The sequence below is a fragment of the Pseudomonas sp. IPO3749 genome, from assembly GCF_013386605.1.
Classification (GTDB): domain Bacteria; phylum Pseudomonadota; class Gammaproteobacteria; order Pseudomonadales; family Pseudomonadaceae; genus Aquipseudomonas; species Aquipseudomonas azotoformans_A.
Window position 1 is genome coordinate 78,271 of sequence record NZ_JACARN010000014.1, and the last position, 20,282, is coordinate 98,552.

Sequence of the window (20,282 nt, forward strand, 5' to 3'; positions counted from 1 at the left end):
ATCGATTGGAGAATACGGAATGTCTTCCTTGCTACGCGTTACCTTGATCACCCTGGCCCTGTTGGTCACCGCCGGTTGTACCAACAAGCCGGTCCTCAACACCCAGCACGACCTGCCGGCCGACGCCCAGGTCAGCGAAGAAAAGTTGAAAACGGTGATCGTCAACGCCCTGCAAAAGCGCGAATGGACGGTACAACGCCTGAGCCCGCAGCTGGTACAGGCCGAGATCACCGTGCGTAACCAGTTTTACGCAGCCATCGACATCCGCTACACCCGCAACAGCTACGCCATCACCTACCGCGACAGTCGCGACCTGGGCTACAAGGACGGCAAGATCCATCGCAACTACAACCGTTGGGTGAACAATCTGGACAGCGACATCATGGCGGGTTTGCGCAGTAATGGCGTGAATGAGGTGGGGACGGCGGCGCAGTTGTTTGAGCAAACCGGCACCACCAAGTAAAACGAATTCAGGCTCTACAGAAACGACAAAGGGCGCCTTTCGGCGCCCTCTTCACAAACAGGTTGGCTTGTCATCGCCGCTTCCTGCCTGGCTCTGCGATTGCTGGTTGCCCAGGATCCTCAGAGTCTCACAAGCCCCTTTCGGGAACGTGGGCAGTATGCCTGAAAACATCCCTGAGGCAACCCGTGGCAAAGTGCCGATCTGACGACTAACGCAATACCTGTGGCGAGCGGGCTGTTGTGGTGAGCGGGCTTGTCCCGCGCTGGAGTGCGAAGCGCTCCCAAGATCTTTGGGGCCGCTACGCAGCCCAGCGCGAGCAAGCTCGCTCACCACAACAAGCCCGCTCGCCACAACAACCTGCCTGCCGGAAGCTATTGGGCAGCCTTGCGTGTCAACAACTCCACAAACGCCTCTGCCATCGGCGTCTGCGCGCCCTTGCGTTGCACCAGCCACACCGCCGTCATCGCCTCCTGGTCCAGCAACGTGCGATAGGCCACGCCATCAATGCGTATGCGCTGGTATGACGCCGGCAGCACCGACACGCCCAAGCCCGCCGCCACCAGGCCGATGATGGTCATCGCCTCCCCGGCCTCCTGGGCAAAGTGCGGGCTGAAGCCGGCATCACGCGCCAGGCTGAGCAACTGGGCATAGAGACCACTGCCGTAGGTGCGTGGGAAAAATACAAACGGTTCCTGCGCCAGTTGCGCCAGGTGCAAGCCCCGTTCACTGCCCTCCACCAACGGATGGCCGGCATTCAACACCGCGACCAAGGGTTCGCGCATCAGCTCGACCACACTCAGCGAATCCGGCAATGGCAGCGGCCGCATCAGGCCCACTTGGATCGACTCATCCACCAGCGACTCGGCCACTTCGGTGCTGCTCATCTCCTGGAGGTTCAGATGCACCGCCGGAAACGCCTGGCGAAACGCAAAGATCGCCTGGGGAATGCTGGAATTGAACGGCGCCGACGAGGTGAAGCCAATCTTCAATTCGCCCAGTTCACCCAACTGCGCCCGGCGCGCTACGTCCGCCGCCTTGTCGACCTGTGCCAGCACCAATCGTGCCTCGTGCAGGAACAACCGCCCCGCTTCACTCAGTTCGACCCGACGATTGGTACGCTCAAACAACCGCGCCCCCACTTCCTGCTCCAGCGCCTGGATCTGCTGGCTCAGCGGCGGTTGCGAAATGCCCAGCACCTGCGCGGCCCGGCCGAAATGCAGTTCTTCGGCGACGGCGATGAAGTACCGCAAGTGACGCAATTCCATGGGAGCCTCATTAGGTCGTTAAAGCTATCAAACAGGTCGAACAATATATTGGAAAGAATCATTAGGGAGCTATATTCTTTTTTGCATTGCCTGTCCTGGCACGCTCTTCCTCCCCGAGGTCCCCGTGAAAGCTGCTGTTGCTCCACTCGCTCAAGACGTACCGCCCACCGCTCTGGATGAGGTGGTGGCCCAGCTCAATGACGAGTTCATCGAAAAAGGCACACCGATGTTCATGCGCACGGTGCTGGCGCTTTTCTCCGGTGGTTTCGCCACCTTTGCGCTGCTGTATTGCGTACAGCCGATGATGCCGGCGCTGTCCCAGGAGTTTTCCATCAATGCGGCACAAAGCAGCCTGATCCTGTCGGTGGCCACGGCGATGCTGGCGTGCGGTTTGTTGATCACCGGACCGATTTCCGACCGCCTGGGGCGCAAGCCGGTGATGGTCTCGGCGCTGTTCTGCGCCGCGCTGGCGACCATCGCCAGTGGTTTGATGCCGACCTGGGAAGGCATTCTGTTCATGCGCGCGCTGGTAGGCTTGTCACTGAGTGGCCTGGCCGCAGTGGCGATGACCTACCTGAGCGAAGAAATCCACCCGCAGCACATCGGCCTGGCCATGGGTTTGTACATCGGCGGTAACGCGATTGGCGGCATGAGCGGGCGCCTGATCATCGGCGTGTTGATCGACTTCGTCAGTTGGCACACTGCAATGCTGATCATCGGTGCCCTGGCGTTGATCGCCGCAACCGTGTTCTGGAAAATCCTCCCGGAATCGCGCAACTTCCGCGCCACCAGCCTCAAGCCGCGCAGCCTGGTGGATGGCTTCGTCATGCACTTCAAGGACGCAGGCCTGCCCTGGTTGTTCCTCGAAGCGTTCCTGCTGATGGGGGCGTTCGTGACGATGTTCAACTACATCGGCTATCGCCTGCTGGCCGATCCCTACGACCTCAGCCAGGCGTTGGTCGGCTTGTTGTCGCTGGTGTACCTCTCGGGTATCTACAGCTCGGCAAAAATCGGCTCCCTCGCAGACCGCCTCGGCCGCCGCCGCGTGCTGTGGGGCACCATCGTATTGATGCTGGCCGGCATGGCCCTGACCCTGTTCACCCCGCTGTGGCTGGTGGTGCCGGGCATGCTGATCTTCACCTTCGGCTTCTTCGGCGCCCACTCGGTAGCCAGCAGCTGGATCGGCCGCCGCGCGGTGAAAGCCAAGGGGCAGGCGTCGTCGCTGTACCTGTTCTGCTACTACGTGGGGTCGAGTATTGCGGGAACGGCGGGCGGGTTCTTCTGGCACTTTGCCGGGTGGAACGGCATCGGCGCGTTTATCGTGGCGCTGCTGATCGGCGCGTTGCTGGTGGCGTTGAAGTTGGCGAAGTTGCCGCCGTTGGGGAATGTGCAGGCCTGATACGGTGCTGCTTTAAAGTGGGAGCGGGCTTGCTCGCGAAGGCAGTGTATCAGTCATGAATAAATCAACTGACACTCCGCCTTCGCGAGCAAGCCCCCTCCCACATTTGTTTTGCGTGTTATTCGTGATACTGCGCCGACAACTCATGCACCGCACGCAGGAACGCGCCGGCATGCTCCGGGTTCACTTCCGGCGTGATGCCATGGCCCAAGTTGAACACGTGCCCGCTGCCCTTGCCGTAGCTGGCGAGGATGCGGCCGACTTCGCTGCGGATCGCTTCTGGCTTGGCATACAGCACGGTCGGGTCCATGTTGCCTTGCAGCGCGACGCGGTTGCCCACGCGTTGGCGGGCTTCGCCAATGTCACAGGTCCAGTCCAGGCCCAGGGCGTCGGCACCGGCGTCGGCAATGCTTTCCAGCCACAGGCCGCCGCCCTTGGTGAACATGATGACCGGCACTTTGCGGCCTTCGTGTTCGCGGATCAGGCCGCTGACGATTTTGCGCATGTAGGCCAGGGAGAATTCCTGGTACGCCGCCGCCGACAGGTTGCCGCCCCAGGTGTCGAAGATCTGCACCGCTTGCGCACCGGCCATGATCTGGCCGTTGAGGTAGGAGGTAACCGACTGCGCCAGCTTGTCCAGCAGCAGGTGCATGGCTTGCGGGTTGTCGTAGAGCATGGCCTTGGTCTTGCGGAAGTCTTTCGATGAACCGCCTTCGACCATGTAGGTGGCCAGGGTCCATGGGCTGCCGGAGAAGCCGATCAGCGGCACGCGGCCGTTGAGTTCGCGGCGGATGGTGCTCACGGCGTCCATCACGTAACCGAGGTCTTTGTGCGGATCCGGGATCGGCAGCGCTTCGATATCGGCCAGGGTGCTGACGACCTTCTTGAAACGCGGACCTTCGCCAGTTTCAAAGTACAGGCCTTGGCCCATGGCGTCAGGGATGGTGAGGATATCGGAGAAGAGGATGGCCGCGTCCAGTTGTGGGTAGCGGTCCAGCGGCTGCATCGTGACTTCGCAGGCGAACTCCGGGTTCATGCACAGGCTCATGAAGTCGCCGGCGTTGGCGCGACTGGCGCGGTATTCCGGCAGGTAGCGACCGGCTTGGCGCATCATCCACACAGGGGTGACATCCACGGGTTGCTTGAGCAGGGCACGAAGGAAACGGTCGTTCTTGAGGGCAGTCATGTCGGCATCCGCAAAAAAAGTGCGGGCATTTTCTCAGAGCCAGACGCAAAAGGCACGGTATGCGCCGTGCCTTTTGTCTATCGGGTCAATTTGTCGCGGATATCAGGGCTCAGACGCCCAGGTAATCCAGGATCCCTTCGGCGGCATTGCGCCCTTCGAAGATCGCCGTCACCACCAGGTCGGAACCACGCACCATGTCGCCACCGGCGAAGATCTTCGGGTTGCTGGTCTGATGCTTGTACTGGCCTTGTTCCGGGGCCACGACGCGGCCCTGGCTGTCGGTCTGGATCTGGAACTGTTCGAACCACGGCGCCGGGCTCGGGCGGAAGCCGAAAGCGATAACCACAGCGTCAGCCGGGATGATCTCTTCGGAACCCGGGATCGGCTCGGGGCTGCGACGGCCACGGGCGTCTGGTTCGCCGAGACGGGTCTCGACCACCTTCACGCCTTCGACGCGGTCTTCACCGACAATCGCAATCGGCTGGCGGTTGTAGAGGAATTTCACGCCTTCTTCCTTGGCGTTCTTCACCTCTTTGCGCGAGCCCGGCATGTTGGCTTCGTCACGACGATAGGCACAGGTCACCGACTTGGCGCCCTGGCGGATCGAGGTGCGGTTGCAGTCCATCGCGGTGTCACCACCGCCGAGCACCACGACCTTCTTGCCTTTCATGTCGACGAAATCTTCCGGCGACTTTTCAAAGCCCAGGTTGCGATTCACGTTGGCGATCAGGAAGTCCAAGGCGTCATACACGCCCGGCAGATCCTCACCGGCAAAACCGCCCTTCATGTAGGTGTAGGTGCCCATGCCCATGAACACGGCATCGTATTCCTCGAGCAGTTGCTCCATGGTGATGTCCTTGCCGATTTCGGTATTGAGGCGGAACTCGATACCCATGCCGGTGAACACTTCGCGACGGTTGCTCAGGACGGTTTTTTCCAGCTTGAACTCGGGGATACCGAAGGTCAGCAGGCCGCCGATTTCCGGGTTCTTGTCGAACACCACCGGGGTCACGCCGCCACGCACCAATACGTCGGCGCAGCCCAGGCCGGCAGGACCGGCGCCGATGATGGCGACGCGCTTGCCGGTCGGCTTGACCTTGGACATGTCCGGACGCCAGCCCATGGCGAACGCGGTGTCGGTGATGTACTTCTCCACCGAACCGATGGTCACCGCGCCGAAGCCGTCGTTAAGGGTGCAGGCCCCCTCGCACAGACGGTCTTGCGGGCACACCCGGCCGCAGACTTCCGGCAGGGTGTTGGTCTGGTGCGACAGTTCGGCGGCGGCGAGGATGTTGCCCTCGGCCACCAGCTTGAGCCAGTTGGGAATGAAGTTGTGCACCGGGCACTTCCATTCGCAATACGGGTTACCGCACCCCAGGCAGCGGTGGGCCTGGTCGGCCGAGTGCTGGGGCTTGAAGGGTTCGTAGATTTCCACGAACTCTTTCTTGCGTTGACGCAACAGTTTCTTCTTCGGATCTTTGCGCCCGACATCGATGAACTGGAAGTCGTTATTCAGACGTTCAGCCATGTTAAAACCTCATCAAACTGTTCAGGCGCATATCACTGCGGGTTGGCACGGATGCTGGAAAGCAACGATTTCAGGTTGGCAGCCTTGGGCTTGACCAGCCAGAAACGACGCAGGTAATCATCGAGGTTTTCGGCGAGGTTGCGGCCCCATTCGCTGCCGGTCTCCTCGACATACTCGTCCAGCACGTGCTGCAAGTGGTTCCGGTAGGACTCCATGGCTTCGCCGCTGATCCGCTGGATCTCGACCAACTCGTGGTTGACCTTGTCGACGAAGGTGTTGTCCTGATCGAGCACGTAGGCGAAACCGCCGGTCATGCCCGAACCGAAGTTGTAACCAGTCTTGCCCAGTACCGCGACAAAGCCCCCGGTCATGTACTCGCAGCAGTGATCGCCAGTGCCTTCCACCACGGTGTGGGCACCGGAGTTACGCACGGCGAAACGCTCACCGGCGGTGCCGGCGGCGAACAGCTTGCCACCGGTGGCGCCGTACAAGCAGGTGTTGCCGATGATGGCACTGTCCTGGGTCTTGTAGACGCTGCCTTTAGGCGGAACGATCACCAGCTTGCCGCCGGTCATGCCCTTGCCCACGTAGTCGTTGGCGTCACCTTCCAGGTACATGTGCAGGCCACCCGCGTTCCACACGCCAAAGCTCTGGCCCGCAGTGCCCTTGAAGCGGAAGGTGATCGGCGCTTTCGCCATGCCCTGGTTGCCGTGCTTGCGCGCGATTTCGCCGGAGATGCGGGCGCCAATCGAACGGTCGCAGTTGCAGATATCCAGGGCGAACTCACCACCGCTGGCGTCGTTGATCGACGATCCGGCGATTTCCACCATCTTCTCGGCCAGCAGGCCTTTGTCGAAGGGCGGGTTGCGTTCGACGCCGCAGAACTGCGGTTTGTCGGCCGGAATGTGATCGCTGCCCAGCAGCGGCGTGAGGTCCAGGTGATGTTGCTTGGCGGTCTGGCCTTCGAGGATTTCCAACAGGTCGGTGCGACCGATCAGCTCTTCGAGGGAACGCACGCCCAGCTTGGCCAGCCACTCACGGGTTTCTTCGGCGACGTAGGTGAAGAAATTCACCACCATGTCGACGGTGCCGATGTAGTGATCTTTGCGCAGCTTCTCGTTCTGAGTGGCGACGCCGGTGGCGCAGTTGTTCAAGTGGCAGATGCGCAGGTATTTGCAGCCCAGGGCGATCATTGGCGCAGTGCCGAAGCCGAAACTTTCGGCGCCGAGGATCGCGGCCTTGATCACGTCGAGGCCGGTTTTCAGGCCGCCGTCGGTCTGCACACGTACCTTGCCGCGCAGGTCGTTGCCGCGCAGGGTCTGGTGGGTTTCGGCCAGGCCGAGTTCCCACGGTGCGCCGGCGTACTTGATGGAGGTCAGCGGCGAAGCGCCGGTGCCGCCGTCGTAGCCGGAGATGGTGATCAGGTCGGCATAGGCCTTGGCAACGCCAGCGGCGATGGTGCCCACGCCAGCTTCTGCTACCAGTTTCACCGAGACCAGCGCCTGCGGGTTGACTTGTTTCAGGTCGAAAATCAGCTGCGACAAATCTTCAATCGAATAAATGTCGTGGTGCGGCGGCGGCGAAATCAGGGTTACGCCCGGCACTGCATAACGCAGCTTGGCGATCAAACCGTTGACCTTGCCGCCTGGCAGCTGACCACCTTCGCCAGGCTTGGCGCCCTGGGCCACCTTGATCTGCAGCACTTCGGCGTTGACCAGGTATTCCGGGGTCACACCGAAACGACCGGTCGCGACCTGCTTGATTTTCGAGCTCTTGATAGTGCCGTAACGCGCCGGGTCTTCACCGCCTTCGCCGGAGTTGGAACGCGCACCCAGGCGGTTCATGGCTTCGGCCAGGGCTTCGTGAGCCTCAGGCGACAAGGCGCCCAGGGAGATACCTGCGGAGTCGAAGCGCTTGAGGATCGACTCCAGCGGCTCGACTTCGCTGATGTCCATCGGCGTGTCCAGGGTCTTCACCTTGAACAAATCGCGGATCATCGACACCGGGCGGTTGTCCACCAGCGAGGTGTATTCCTTGAACTTGGCGTAGTCGCCCTGCTGCACGGCGGCTTGCAGGGTGTTGACCACGTCCGGGTTGTAGGCGTGGTATTCGCCACCGTGCACGAACTTGAGCAGGCCGCCTTGCTGGATCGGCTTGCGCGCGCTCCAGGCTTCGGCTGCCAGGGCTTTTTGTTCGGCTTCGATGTCGACGAAACGCGCGCCCTTGATACGGCTCGGCACGCCACGGAAGCTCAGGTCGCAAACCTCTTCGGACAGGCCGATGGCTTCGAACAGCTGTGCGCCACGGTACGAGGTGACGGTAGAGATGCCCATCTTCGACAGGATCTTCAGCAAGCCCTTGGTGATGCCCTTGCGGTAGTTCTTGAATACCTCGTAGAGGTCGCCCAGCACCTCACCGGTACGGATCAGGTCGCCCAGCACTTCGTACGCGAGGAACGGATACACCGCCGAGGCGCCGAAACCGATCAGCACCGCAAAGTGATGCGGGTCGCGAGCGGTGGCGGTTTCCACAAGGATGTTGGAGTCGCAGCGCAGGCCTTTTTCGGTCAGGCGGTGGTGCACTGCGCCGGTTGCCAAGGAAGCGTGGATCGGCAGCTTGCCTGGGGCGATATGGCGGTCGGTCAATACGATCTGGGTACGACCGGCGCGCACGGCCTCTTCGGCCTGGTCCGCGACGTTGCGCACTGCAGCTTCAAGGCCGAGGCTCTCGTCGTAGTTCAGGTCGATGATCTGGCGGTCGAAGCCTGGGCGGTCCAGGGTCATCAACGAGCGCCACTTGGCCGGGGACACGACCGGCGAGCTGAGGATCACGCGGGAAGCGTGCTCAGGCGATTCCTGGAAGATGTTGCGCTCGGCACCGAGGCACACTTCCAACGACATCACGATGGCTTCGCGCAGCGGGTCGATCGGCGGGTTGGTCACCTGGGCGAACTGCTGGCGGAAATAGTCGTACGGCGTGCGCACGCGCTGGGACAGCACGGCCATTGGCGTGTCATCGCCCATGGAACCGACCGCCTCGTAGCCTTGCTCGCCGAGCGGACGCAGCACCTGGTCGCGCTCTTCGAACGTGACCTGGTACATCTTCATGTATTGCTTGAGCTGGTCGACATCGTAGAAAGCCGAACCGTGGTCGTTGTCTTCCATGGTCGCCTGGATGCGCAGGGCGTTCTTGCGCAGCCATTGCTTGTACGGGTGACGGGACTTCAAGCGGTTGTCGATGGCGTCGGTGTCGAGGATCTGACCGGTTTCGGTGTCCACGGCCAAAATCTGGCCAGGGCCCACGCGGCCTTTGGCGATAACGTCTTCAGGCTTGTAGTCCCACACGCCGATTTCCGACGCGAGGGTGATGAAGCCGTTGGTAGTGGTGACCCAACGCGCCGGGCGCAGGCCGTTACGGTCGAGCAGGCACACCGCGTAGCGGCCGTCGGTCATGACCACGCCGGCCGGGCCGTCCCACGGCTCCATGTGCATCGAGTTGTACTCGTAGAACGCACGCAGGTCCGGGTCCATGGTCTCGACGTTCTGCCACGCTGGCGGAATGATCATGCGCACGCCACGGAACAGGTCGATGCCGCCGGTGACCATCAGCTCGAGCATGTTGTCCATACTGGAGGAGTCGGAACCCACGCGGTTGACCAGCGGGCCGAGCTCTTCCAGGTCCATCAAATCGTTGGCGAACTTGGTGCGACGGGCCACGGCCCAGTTGCGGTTGCCAGTGATGGTGTTGATCTCGCCGTTGTGGGCGAGGAAGCGGAATGGCTGGGCCAGCGGCCATTTCGGCAGGGTGTTGGTGGAGAAGCGCTGGTGGAACACGCAGATTGCGGTTTGCAGGCGCTCATCGCTCAGGTCTGGATAGAAGGCGGTGAGGTCCGCCGGCATCATCAGGCCTTTATAAATGATGGTCTTGTGGGAAAAGCTGCAGATGTAGTGGTCGGTGTCGGCGGCGTTGGAAACCGACGAACGACGACGGGAGGTGAACAGCTTGATCGCCATGTCCTGGTCGCTCAGGCCTTCGCCGGCGATGAACACTTGCTCGATCTGCGGCAGGCGCTCGTTGGCCAAGCGACCAAGTACGCTGGTGTCGATCGGCACTTTGCGCCAGCCGACGAGCTGCAGGCCGGCGGCCAGGATCTCGCGGTTCATGTTTTCGCGAGCGGCTTCGGCCTTGACCGGGTCCTGGTTGAAAAACACCATGCCCACGGCGTACTGCTTGGGCAGGTCGACCGCAAATTGCTCTTTTGCGACAGCGCGCAGGAACTGGTCGGGCTTTTGAATCAGCAAGCCGCAACCGTCACCGGTCTTGCCGTCGGCGTTGATCCCACCGCGGTGGGTCATGCAGGTCAGGGCCTCGATGGCCGTTTGCAAAAGGGTATGACTGGGCTCGCCCTGCATATGGGCTATCAGGCCGAAACCGCAGTTATCCTTGAATTCATCGGGTTGGTACAGACCTGCTTTCATAGACACTTTCTCACCAGGCTGCCTCTTATATCGAGGCAAATTTCTTTTCAATTCAACCGGTTACCTTCCACGCCGAACGTACGCCGGCTTAGCGGGGGCAAAAGGGAGGTCATTGTACACACCGACACAGACGCTCACAAATTTAGCGACGAAATGTCGCAAATCTATGTCGCATTTATGAAAGGTTTAAAGCGATATGCTGTGCTAGTCAAAACTTTTTTAATTCTGACCGCTACGACTCAAAAGCTACTGTGACGCAGACACCACAAAGCGCGCGGTCTCTAGAGACTGCACGCACTTGCGGTTATTTTTTGAGGTGCCGGGAGGGCGGCCTGGGTAAGACCGCCGGATCTTCAGCGAGTTGTTGCGAGTTCTTGTTGAACGCTGGCAACAGTGCGAGGCCAAGGTTTACCAGCCTGAACCTTCGCTGGCAAGGTTTTGATCGCAGAATCGGCGGCTGCACGGCTGGAGAAGTTGCCGTAGGTGATCACGTAGAGAGGCTTGCCGTTGAGCACTTTCTTGAAATAACGGTACTCGCCGCCCTGCTCTTTCACGAACGCCTGGGCGTTGGCTTCGGAGCTGGTGCCGAGAATCTGCACCACGAAGTTGCCGGTCGGCTGGCTGGCATACCAGCTGCTACCAGCAGCGCCGGCTTTGGCAACGGTGGCGGCCGGTTTTTCAGCAGGCTTGGCAGCCGCAGCCGCAGCTGGCTTGGCGGCTGGCGCAGGCGCGACCGGCTTGGTCACAGGCGCAGGCTTGGCAGTGGCAACGGTCGGCGCCGGGGTCGGCTTGGCAACTGCTGCCGGCTGGCCCGCTGGCACGCCCGCAGGCGGTGCAGTGGTGGTCACGGTAGGCGGTGTAGCGCTGGAACCTTCCAGCGGCACGCCGTCGTCGCCTTCGGAGATGCCACCGGCTTCTTCGGCGAGCGGACCGCGCATCACCGGCTGGCCGACCATCGGCAGGTTGGTCGGTTGGCCGGAGTTGGCGAACTCGACGTTTGGCGTGGGCTTGCCCAGTGGCAACTGCGCCTGTTCGGTTGGCGCGCCGGCCGTGGTCGGTGCCTTGCTGCGGCCTGGAATCAACCAGGCGGCGGCGACAGCGACCACGACAACGGCGGAAATAGCCAATACGTGTTTCTTAGGCATAGTGAACCCCATCTTTGGACGCTTGACCGCAGTGCGGCTGGCAATCATGGCTTCGATCATGGCATCGCGGGCAACCTGGTTGATGGTGCCAGGCCAGCCGTCGGAGCTTTCGTGAATATCAGAGATCTGCTGAGCGGAGAAAAGTTCGATACCGGCCCCTGCGCCTTCAAGGCGTTGAGCCAGGTATTCGCGGGTTTCTTCCTCTTCGTACGGCTGCAGCTCGATGACGTGGAACAGCTCCTGGTCACCGCTGATCTGCTCCAACTCGGCGATCAGCGACGACTCACCAAACAGGAACACGTGCGGGCGACCTTCCGGTGTACCGGCTGCCAGCGCCAGCAGCGCTTCCAGGGCGGATTCGTCGAGCTGCTCGGCGTCATCCACCAGCAGGTAGACTTCCTGTCCGGTCAGGCCCAGCTGCACCACTTGCTTGAGGATCGCATTCGGCTCGGCAGTCGCTACGTCCAGCGCCTGGGCGACCTGGCGCAGAACGCCCGCCGCATCACCGGCACCACGGGCCGACACCACCACACTCTGCACCGACTGCTTGTTGGTGCTGGCCACCAGGGCCTGGCGCAGCAGGGTCTTGCCGCTGCCCAGCGGGCCGGTCACGACCAGCAGCAGCTGGCTGTAACGCGCGAGGTGGTGCAGCTGGCCGAGCACTGGCTTGCGCTGGGCCGGGAAAAATTTGAAGCCAGGCACCCGTGGAGCAAAAGGGTCGTGGCTTAACTGGTAATGGCCGAGGAACGCCTCGTCGGCATGCAAACTAGTCATCGGGATCTTATTAACCTTTAAGCTGGGCCAGGGCGCGGTAATCCGCTCCCAGCGTGGCCTGTAAAATCTCTTTCGGATAATCGTCGGTCACCACCGCTTCGCCCATGTGGCGCAGCAGCACCAGTCGCAGTCGACCGTCGATCACTTTCTTGTCTATTGCCATATGTTCGAGGAAATCCGCCTCAGTCATCTCCTCCGGCGGGATCACCGGCAAACCGGCGCGCTGGAACAGGCGGATGCCGCGATCACGCTCCTCGGCGCTGATCCAGCCCAGGCGCTGCGACATCTCCAATGCCATCACGGTGCCAGCCGCTACAGCCTCCCCGTGCAACCACACACCATAGCCCATGTGGGTTTCGATCGCATGGCCGAAGGTGTGGCCCAGGTTCAGGGTAGCGCGTACACCAGACTCCCGTTCGTCGGCATTCACCACCAGCGCCTTGGCGGCGCAGGAGCGGGAAATCGCTTCGGTGAGTGCTACTTGGTCAAGGTTGCGCAACGCGTCGACGTGTTCTTCCAGCCAGGCCAGGAACGGCTCGTCGCAGATCAACCCGTATTTGATGACTTCCGCCAGGCCCGCCGACAGCTCGCGCGGCGGCAAGGTGTTGAGGGTCGCGGTGTCGATCAGCACGGCTTGAGGCTGGTAGAACGCGCCCACCATGTTCTTGCCCAGCGGGTGGTTGATACCGGTCTTGCCGCCCACCGACGAATCGACCTGGGACAGCAACGTGGTCGGCACCTGGATAAAGTCCACGCCACGCTGGTAACAGGCCGCCGCAAAGCCGGCCATGTCGCCGATCACACCGCCGCCCAGGGCGATCACGGTGGTGCGGCGGTCATGACGTGCGGTGAGCAGGCCATCAAAGATCAGTTGCAGGGTTTCCCAGTTCTTGTGGGCTTCGCCGTCGGGCAGGATCACGGAGATCACCGAATAGGCCGACAGGCTGCGGCTCAGACGCTCAAGATACAGCGGCGCGACCGTTTCGTTGGAGATGATCGCCACTTGCCGCCCGGCAATATGCGGTGCGAGCAACTCGGGCTGGTCCAGCAGACCTTCGCCAATATGGATCGGGTAGCTGCGCTCGCCTAGATCGACCTTAAGTGTCTGCATGTGTCCCCGCGTTAGAGATATTGTGACGACCGATGACGTCACGTTCTGACGTCACCTGATGGCTCTACGCCACACCCCACAGGGTGATAGCGCGCCGCCGAGAATAGCGCATTTCGAGCCGGGCTTTAACGGGGTGGCAGCCGTTGCAGGCGCTCAAGAATGTCGAGGACCACCATCCGAGGTGGCCGCTCATCGGTTTCTACCACCAGATCGGCGATTTCCCGATACAGCGGATCGCGCAGCGTGAGCAGGTCCCGCAGGGTTTTCTCCGGGTTGGCCGTGCGCAGCAACGGGCGATTGCGATCGCGGGCGGTACGGCCCACCTGCTGCTCGACCGACGCATGCAGATAGACCACCCGACCACCGGCATGCAGCGCGCGACGGTTTTCTTCGCGCATCACTGCGCCACCGCCAGTCGCCAATACCACGCCGTCGAGTCCGCAGAGCTCGGCGATCATCGCCTGCTCGCGGTCACGAAAGCCCAGTTCGCCTTCCTTATCGAAGATCCATGGGATATTGGCACCCGTGCGCAATTCAATTTCCTTGTCGGAATCTTTGAACGGCAGGCGCAGCTCTTTGGCCAGCAAACGGCCGATGGTGCTTTTTCCAGCGCCCATCGGTCCTACAAGAATCAAATTTCGCACAGAATCAACGACTCACAGCAATCGCCTGGTTATTCATAATACGCGGAGTCAGGAATACCAGCAGCTCGGATTTTTTCTCCGCCAGCACATCGCGCCGGAAAAGGCGGCCAAGATACGGCACATCGCCCAAAAATGGCACTTTATCTACCACTTTGCTTTGGGTATTGGAGAAAACCCCGCCGATGACGATGGTCTCGCCATCCTTGACCAACACCTTGGCGTTGACCTCGTTCTTCTTGATCGGTGGTACGTCGTTGAGTTTGTTCAGGTAGTCGGGCTCGTCCTTGGTGACCTTGACCTCCATGATCACGCGGTCATCCGGGGTGATTTGCGGGGTGACTTCCAGCGACAGCGAGGCCTCCTTGAACGACACCGACGTAGCGCCACTGGAGCTGGATTCCTGATAGGGAATTTCTGTGCCCTTGAGGATGCGCGCGGTTTCCTTGTCGGACGTGACCACCTTGGGTTGCGAGACGATTTCGCCGTTGCCGGTTTTCTCCATGGCGGTGAGTTCCAGGTCCAGCAGCAGGTTGTCGGTGATATACGCGATACCCAGGCCCGAAGTGCCGGTGAGTGACCCCAGGTCCACACAGGGTGAACTGGGTGGGTTCTCCGGCGGTTCCGCGCCTTCAGGCTGAGGTTTCGGAATGCCTCCTGCGCCCCAGTTGCCGCGATTGAGCCGCCCACCCCAGCGCGCACCCAGGCTTTTGTCGTAATCGACATTGGCCTCGACAATCCGCGCTTCGATCATCACCTGGCGTACCGGAATATCCAGCTGTGCCACGATCCGCCGCAGCTCCTCCAGCCGCTCAACGGTCTGGTAGGCGATGATGTTGTTGGTGCGATCATCCACCGCCACCGAACCGCGCTCATCGGTCACGCCTTCAAGGCCAGTGACCGACTGGAACAACTTGGCCAGGTCCGCCGCCTTGGCGTAATTGACTTGCAGCAGCTCCCGGCGCAACGGCGCCAATTCGGCCATCTGCTTGCGCGATTCCAGCGTCAGCAGCTCACGCGCAGCCAGCTCTTCGGCCGGCGCCACCAGCAACACGCCGGCCTTGACCCGCTTGTCCAGGCCCTTGGCTTGCAGCACCAGGTCCAGCGCCTGATCCCAGGGCACCTCCTTGAGACGCAGGGTGATCGAGCCTTGCACATCGTCACTGGCAACCAGGTTGAGGCCCGCCACGTCGGCAATTTGTTGCAACGCGGTGCGCAACTCGATGCTCTGGAAGTTGAGGGTGAGCTTGTCGCCTGTGTAGGCGTTCAGTGTAGCGAGGCCGGGAGGCGGCAAGTGGATCAGATCCACACGATTGGGCACAGCAACAGCCATCGGTGCCGTGAACGCTATCCATAGCGCCACACCGAAGGACGAGAAAGTCCTTTTCATTGTTTGATTCCGTTATGAGTTGATGTTTAACAACAAGGTTCGCGGGCGTTCCAGCCATGCGCCCTGACCATCAGGAAACAGCTCGACCAGTTCTATAGCGCGCTCATGGATGGCCGTGATCCGACCATGGTCCGGGCCGAGGTAGTCCCCGACCGCCAGGCGATGGACCTTGGAGGCAGCCCGTAGCAAGGCAAATACCTGCACCCCACGGGACAGCGTGCCCACCATTTCAAACTGCTCCACCGCGAGGTTTTCCAGAACGCCACGTGGCCGGGCGAGGTCCGGCGCTCGGGTAGGCCGACCCTTCGGATGGTCGACCTGCGCTGCGAGCAGTTGAAATGGATCACGCAACCCCGACAAGTCGTAGGCAAAAGGCTGTCGCGGTACACGCTGCCCGCCGCCCTGCGCATGCCAGTAAGTCTTGACCAGCAGGTCCAGACGCAGCAGCTTGCCATGACGCCGCATGGCCATATCGTGCACCGTGGCGATGCGCGACAGGCTGCCCAGACCCGTGAGGAACATTGCCAGATCGTGATAAGTGCCCATGACGCCGACCTGCACGGGTTGTTCGTGAAAGAACGGCTGAGACTCCTCATCCAACGGCGTGACGCTCTCGACCAGCAAGCCATTGGCCAGTGCCAGGCGCGCGATATCTTCGAGCAAGCCAGGCATTCCGGACTCGCCGGGCAACGCCTGCGTTAGTTCATTGACCTTAACTTGCATCCGTTGAAGCTGCTGTGCGCGCGCTTCAAGGCTGGCGGCCAAACCAGTCTTGTGTGCGATTTGCTGCTGTAGGGCCACTTCCCGCGCTTCGACCTGACGCAACCGCTCCCGCGAAGGACTCAGGTACACAAGGTCACCCACCACAAACACCACGCCCGCCAGCGCACAGCCCAACAGGGCCTTGCCAGTCAGGGGCCATTTTGCAGTGTTGTGAGTGAGTACGGAAAGATTGAGCCTTGGCAGGCTCAAGGTTGAGCCTCGGAGGACTCTCCCTGACGCACCATCAGCTGGAATTCATTGTTACCGCGCGCGCCATCCGTTCGCACATGCTGCAACCGCGCGGAATGGGCACCTTCCGCCGCCTCCAGGCGACGCATCAATTGGGCGATGTCCTGGCTGGACTCAGCGCTGCCGCTGATACTGACCGTATCGCCCTTGGCCACCACTTCATGCAGGTGCACCCCATCGGGGACCGCTCGCGCCAGTTGGTCCAATAGCTGCGCGCCTGGCGAGCGGGCATCGTGCAGGTCTTGCACGACCTTCATGCGCTGGGCCAATTGCTGGCTTTGCTCCTGCAGGTCATCGATGGTCTTGATGCGTGAATCCAGGCCGACGACCTCCTTGCCCAGATGGTCATTGCGGGTCACTTGACGATCAATGGCCTGGTCGATGACCTGGTCCGCCAGCCACACGGCCGCGAGCGCCGCACAGGCGAACGCCAGCAAGCACGCCAGTAGATACTTGCGTCGCCGCTCTGCCAGCGCCTGACGCCACGGCAGTAGGTTGATTCGTGTCTTCAAGCGAAACTCCTCAGGGCCAACCCGCAAGCAATTCCCATCCCCTGGGCATCCACGGCCCATTGTGCACCATCGACGCGATGGCTCGGCGTGAAGCTGGCGAAATCCTGACGGCAAGCGCGCGCCAATGCAAACGCTTCGATATCGATTACCTTCGGCACCAGCCCCGCCAGGGCCAAAACCGCCTCGCGGGCCTCCACGTGTTCCTTCAAGCATGCAGCCAGCAGTACCTCGACCCGACTCGGATCCAGGGCCGTCGGCCCGCGCACTTGAAAGTCGATAGCCACATCATCCAGCGGATAAGGAATGTACTGGTCCGCCTCCATCTGGATCATCCAGGTCATCTCATCATCAGAGAGCCCAGCGTCCATCTCGATCATCCGCGTGATCACCGAGGGCCCGGACACCGCAGCGACAGCACCACGAACCGATGTCGACAACCGCGACCACGCGCTGCGCAGGGCGCGCCCTACGCCGTCGAGATCAAGGAACGTGCCATCGACTACCGCTTGCGCCGGCAGCGCCTGCGTGACGTAGCCTTGAACGTTGTAGCCTGAAGCTGAACGGCCCAGCTCGATCAAGCGGATGGCCGTGTCATTGATGTCGACACCCAGCAAGGTGCCGCCTTTTCCCGTGAAAAATCCCTTTCCCATAAAACTCCCTAAAGCTTTACCTGTCATACCGCCTGATTGCCGCTGGGCGCCATGCATTCGGTCGACTTGTTGAACAGGTGCGAATGACGTCCCAAGTCGAAAAATGCTTTAATGCCCAGCGTTTTTTCCCGCTTTTTATCTGCAGCTCGGGTCGATCCATCGTTTGCCATGCATGCCCCGACGCCTAACTCATTCTTTTCTCTGGAAATCCAAAAGCCTTGATTCGTCTGCTGAAGTTTTTCGGGTACTCCATTGTCGCCATCGTTTGCGGGCTGCTGCTCGTGCTCAGCGGGGCCTACCTCTACCTTAGTCCGGGTTTGCCCTCGGTAGAGGCCCTCAGAAGTATCCAGTTGCAGATTCCTTTGCGGGTCTACAGCAGCGATGAAAAACTGATCGCGGAGTTCGGCGAAATGCGCCGCACACCGATCCGTTTTGCCGATATTCCGCCCAATTTCATCAGCGCCCTTTTGTCGGCTGAAGACGATAATTTTGCCAACCACTATGGCGTCGACCCCAGCAGCCTGGTGCGTGCGGCGACACAACTGGTAAAAAGCGGACACATCCAGTCCGGCGGCAGCACCATCACCATGCAGGTGGCGAAGAACTTCTTCCTCACCAGCGAGCGCAGCTTTTCGCGCAAGGCCACCGAGATCCTCCTGGCGCTGCAGATCGAACGCCAGCTGACCAAGGACGAGATCCTTGAGCTGTACGTCAACAAGATCTACCTGGGCAACCGTGCCTACGGCATCGAGGCGGCTTCGCAGGTCTACTACGGCAAGTCCATCCGTGACGCCAGCCTGGCGCAGATGGCGATGATTGCCGGCCTGCCCAAGGCCCCTTCACGCTTCAACCCCCTGGCCAACCCGGCGCGCAGCAAAGAACGCCGCGACTGGATCCTGGGCCGCATGTACAAGCTGGGCAAGATCGACCAGGCCGCTTACGAAAGCGCCATCGCCGAACCGCTGAACGCCAGCTACCACGTGCCGACGCCGGAAGTGAACGCGCCTTATATTGCTGAAATGGCGCGCGCCGAGATGGTTGGCCGCTATGGCAGTGAGGCCTACACCGAAGGTTTTCGGGTGACCACCACGGTGCCAAGCAACCTGCAGGAAATCGCCAATGACTCGTTGCATTCCGGCCTGATCACCTACGACCAGCGCCACGGCTACCGTGGCCCTGAATCACGCCTGCCAGGCAAGACCCTGAGCGCTTGGACCACCGAACTGGGCAAGCAGCGCGCCATCAGTGGCCTGGAGCCGGCTATCGTCACCCAGGTTAAGAAAGACGGCGTACAGGTGCTGACCCGCACCGGCGAAGCCCATGTAGCGTGGGACAGCATGAAATGGGCGCGTCCCTTCCTGAACACCAACAGCATGGGCGCGCTGCCCAAGCAGCCGTCTGACGTGGCGCAAGTGGGTGATTTGATCCGCGTGCAACGCCAGAAGGACGACAGCCTCAAGTTCAGCCAGGTGCCCCTGGCCCAAGGCGCGCTGGTGTCGCTGGACCCGCAAAACGGTGCAATCCGCGCGCTGGTCGGTGGCTTCGCCTTCGAGCAAAGCAACTACAACCGCGCCACCCAGGCCAAGCGCCAGCCGGGTTCGAGCTTCAAGCCGTTCATCTACAGCGCCGCACTGGACAATGGCTACACCGCCGCCAGCCTGGTCAACGATGCGCCGATCGTGTTTGTCGACGAGTACCTCGACAAGGTCTGGCGCCCGAAGAACGACACCAACACCTTCCTCGGCCCGATCCGTATCCGCGAGGCGCTGTACAAGTCGCGTAACCTGGTATCGATCCGCTTGCTGCAGGCCATGGGCGTCGGCAAGACCATTGACTACATGACGCGCTTTGGCTTCAACAAGTCGGACCTGCCGCCAAACCTGTCCCTGGCCTTGGGCACCGCGACCCTCACGCCGATGGAAATCGCCACCGGCTGGAGCACCTTTGCCAACGGCGGCTACAAGATCGCGCCGTACCTGATCGACAAGATTGAAAGCCGCAACGGCGACACCCTGTTCACTGCCAACCCGCCGCGAGTGCCGGGGGATGTGGTCAATGGCGTGGCGGCGACGGATGGTCTGGCGGCACCGAGCAATGGCGGTATCACCATTGAGCCGACGCCAGGCACTGCACCTGCCACAAACACTGCTGCAACCGAGCCGCAGGCGCCTGCCGTGGCCGAGCGCATCGTGGATGGCCGTACCACCTACATCCTCAACAGCATCCTGGAAGACGTGATCAAGAAAGGCACCGGCCGCCGCGCCCTGGCCCTGGGCCGTCCGGATATTGCGGGCAAGACCGGTACCACCAACGAATCCAAGGATGCCTGGTTCTCCGGCTACAACGCCGATTACGTGACCACCGTGTGGACCGGCTACGACCAACCGGAAAGCCTGGGTCGCCGCGAGTTCGGTGGCACCGTCGCGCTGCCGATCTGGATGAGCTACATGGGCGCGGCACTGAAGGACAAGCCGCCGCACACCCAGCCGGAGCCTGAAGGCATCCTTAGCTTGCGTATCGACCCGGTGAGTGGCCGCGCGGCCTCGCCAAGCACGCCGAATGCGTACTTCGAACTGTTCAAGAGCGAAGACACGCCGCCTTCGGTCAACGAGCTGGGCAATGGTGTTGCGCCGGGCAGCCCGCTGCCAGCGGATGAGGCGGCACCGATCGACCTGTTCTGAGGTTGGAACCAGGGCTTATCGTGGTGAACGGGCTTTTGTGGTGAGCGG

The 20,282-nt window shown here is 61.4% G+C and carries 14 protein-coding genes and 1 pseudogene; 3 read left to right on the top strand and 12 right to left on the bottom strand.

Going from position 1 to position 20,282, the window contains the following annotated elements; translation table 11 throughout:
• Positions 1-19 precede the first annotated feature (19 nt).
• The gene (locus tag HX812_RS07090) at positions 20-463 is read left to right on the top strand and encodes a hypothetical protein (RefSeq protein ID WP_038846438.1); all 444 of its coding nucleotides are present in this window, start codon (positions 20-22) and stop codon (positions 461-463) included.
• Between the two features lie 371 nt (positions 464-834).
• On the opposite strand, the gene HX812_RS07095 is transcribed toward HX812_RS07090, so the two are convergent.
• A complete protein-coding gene (locus HX812_RS07095) occupies positions 835-1,728 on the bottom strand; it encodes a LysR family transcriptional regulator (protein WP_038846437.1) in 894 nt (297 codons plus the stop codon).
• 124 nt (positions 1,729-1,852) lie between these two features.
• Between HX812_RS07095 and HX812_RS07100 the strand changes: the two genes are divergently transcribed.
• Entirely contained in the window at positions 1,853-3,127 is a 1,275-nt protein-coding gene (locus HX812_RS07100) for an MFS transporter (RefSeq protein WP_080642388.1), read from the top strand.
• Between the two features lie 118 nt (positions 3,128-3,245).
• Here HX812_RS07100 and hemE read toward each other — a convergent pair whose 3' ends face one another.
• The 11 genes and pseudogenes from hemE to HX812_RS07155 all read right to left on the bottom strand — a co-directional run bounded on the left by hemE (position 3,246) and on the right by HX812_RS07155 (position 17,723).
• Entirely contained in the window at positions 3,246-4,313 is a 1,068-nt protein-coding gene (hemE, locus tag HX812_RS07105; RefSeq protein WP_038846433.1) for a uroporphyrinogen decarboxylase, read from the bottom strand.
• A 109-nt stretch (positions 4,314-4,422) separates the two neighbouring features.
• Positions 4,423-5,841 carry an FAD-dependent oxidoreductase gene (locus HX812_RS07110; protein WP_038846429.1) on the bottom strand — a complete coding sequence of 473 codons (1,419 nt, stop codon included), beginning with the start codon at positions 5,839-5,841 and terminating at the stop codon, positions 4,423-4,425.
• A gap of 32 nt (positions 5,842-5,873) precedes the next feature.
• Positions 5,874-10,319: a glutamate synthase large subunit gene (gltB, locus tag HX812_RS07115; RefSeq protein WP_038846427.1), complete on the bottom strand. Its 4,446-nt coding sequence runs from the start codon at positions 10,317-10,319 to the stop codon at positions 5,874-5,876.
• 353 nt (positions 10,320-10,672) lie between these two features.
• Complete coding sequence (locus tag HX812_RS07120) at positions 10,673-12,238, bottom strand: SPOR domain-containing protein (protein WP_038846424.1); 1,566 nt, start codon at positions 12,236-12,238, stop codon at positions 10,673-10,675.
• Positions 12,239-12,248: 10 nt separating this feature from the next.
• Positions 12,249-13,349: a 3-dehydroquinate synthase gene (gene aroB / locus HX812_RS07125; RefSeq protein ID WP_033897761.1), complete on the bottom strand. Its 1,101-nt coding sequence runs from the start codon at positions 13,347-13,349 to the stop codon at positions 12,249-12,251.
• Positions 13,350-13,474: 125 nt separating this feature from the next.
• Positions 13,475-13,993 (bottom strand): shikimate kinase AroK, encoded by a 519-nt coding sequence (aroK, locus tag HX812_RS07130; protein ID WP_016979191.1) that lies wholly within the window; start codon positions 13,991-13,993, stop codon positions 13,475-13,477.
• A 4-nt stretch (positions 13,994-13,997) separates the two neighbouring features.
• A pseudogene (locus tag HX812_RS07135) lies at positions 13,998-15,254 on the bottom strand (type IV pilus secretin PilQ); the annotation flags it as partial.
• Between the two features lie 138 nt (positions 15,255-15,392).
• The gene (locus HX812_RS07140; protein WP_038846419.1) at positions 15,393-16,352 is read right to left on the bottom strand and encodes a pilus assembly protein PilP; all 960 of its coding nucleotides are present in this window, start codon (positions 16,350-16,352) and stop codon (positions 15,393-15,395) included.
• A complete protein-coding gene (locus tag HX812_RS07145; RefSeq protein ID WP_038846416.1) occupies positions 16,349-16,903 on the bottom strand; it encodes a PilN domain-containing protein in 555 nt (184 codons plus the stop codon). Before HX812_RS07145 ends, HX812_RS07140 begins: the two co-directional genes overlap by 4 nt.
• Positions 16,900-17,553, bottom strand: coding sequence for a type IV pilus assembly protein PilM (pilM, locus tag HX812_RS07150; protein ID WP_050572433.1), 654 nt, complete (start codon positions 17,551-17,553; stop codon positions 16,900-16,902). The genes HX812_RS07145 and pilM overlap by 4 nt, the downstream gene beginning before the upstream one ends.
• A gap of 23 nt (positions 17,554-17,576) precedes the next feature.
• The gene (locus HX812_RS07155) at positions 17,577-17,723 is read right to left on the bottom strand and encodes a hypothetical protein (RefSeq protein ID WP_021492324.1); all 147 of its coding nucleotides are present in this window, start codon (positions 17,721-17,723) and stop codon (positions 17,577-17,579) included.
• A gap of 51 nt (positions 17,724-17,774) precedes the next feature.
• On the opposite strand from HX812_RS07155, the gene HX812_RS07160 reads away from it, so the two are divergent.
• Positions 17,775-20,234 (top strand): penicillin-binding protein 1A, encoded by a 2,460-nt coding sequence (locus tag HX812_RS07160; RefSeq protein WP_371318429.1) that lies wholly within the window; start codon positions 17,775-17,777, stop codon positions 20,232-20,234.
• The last annotated feature ends 48 nt before the right edge of the window (positions 20,235-20,282 follow it).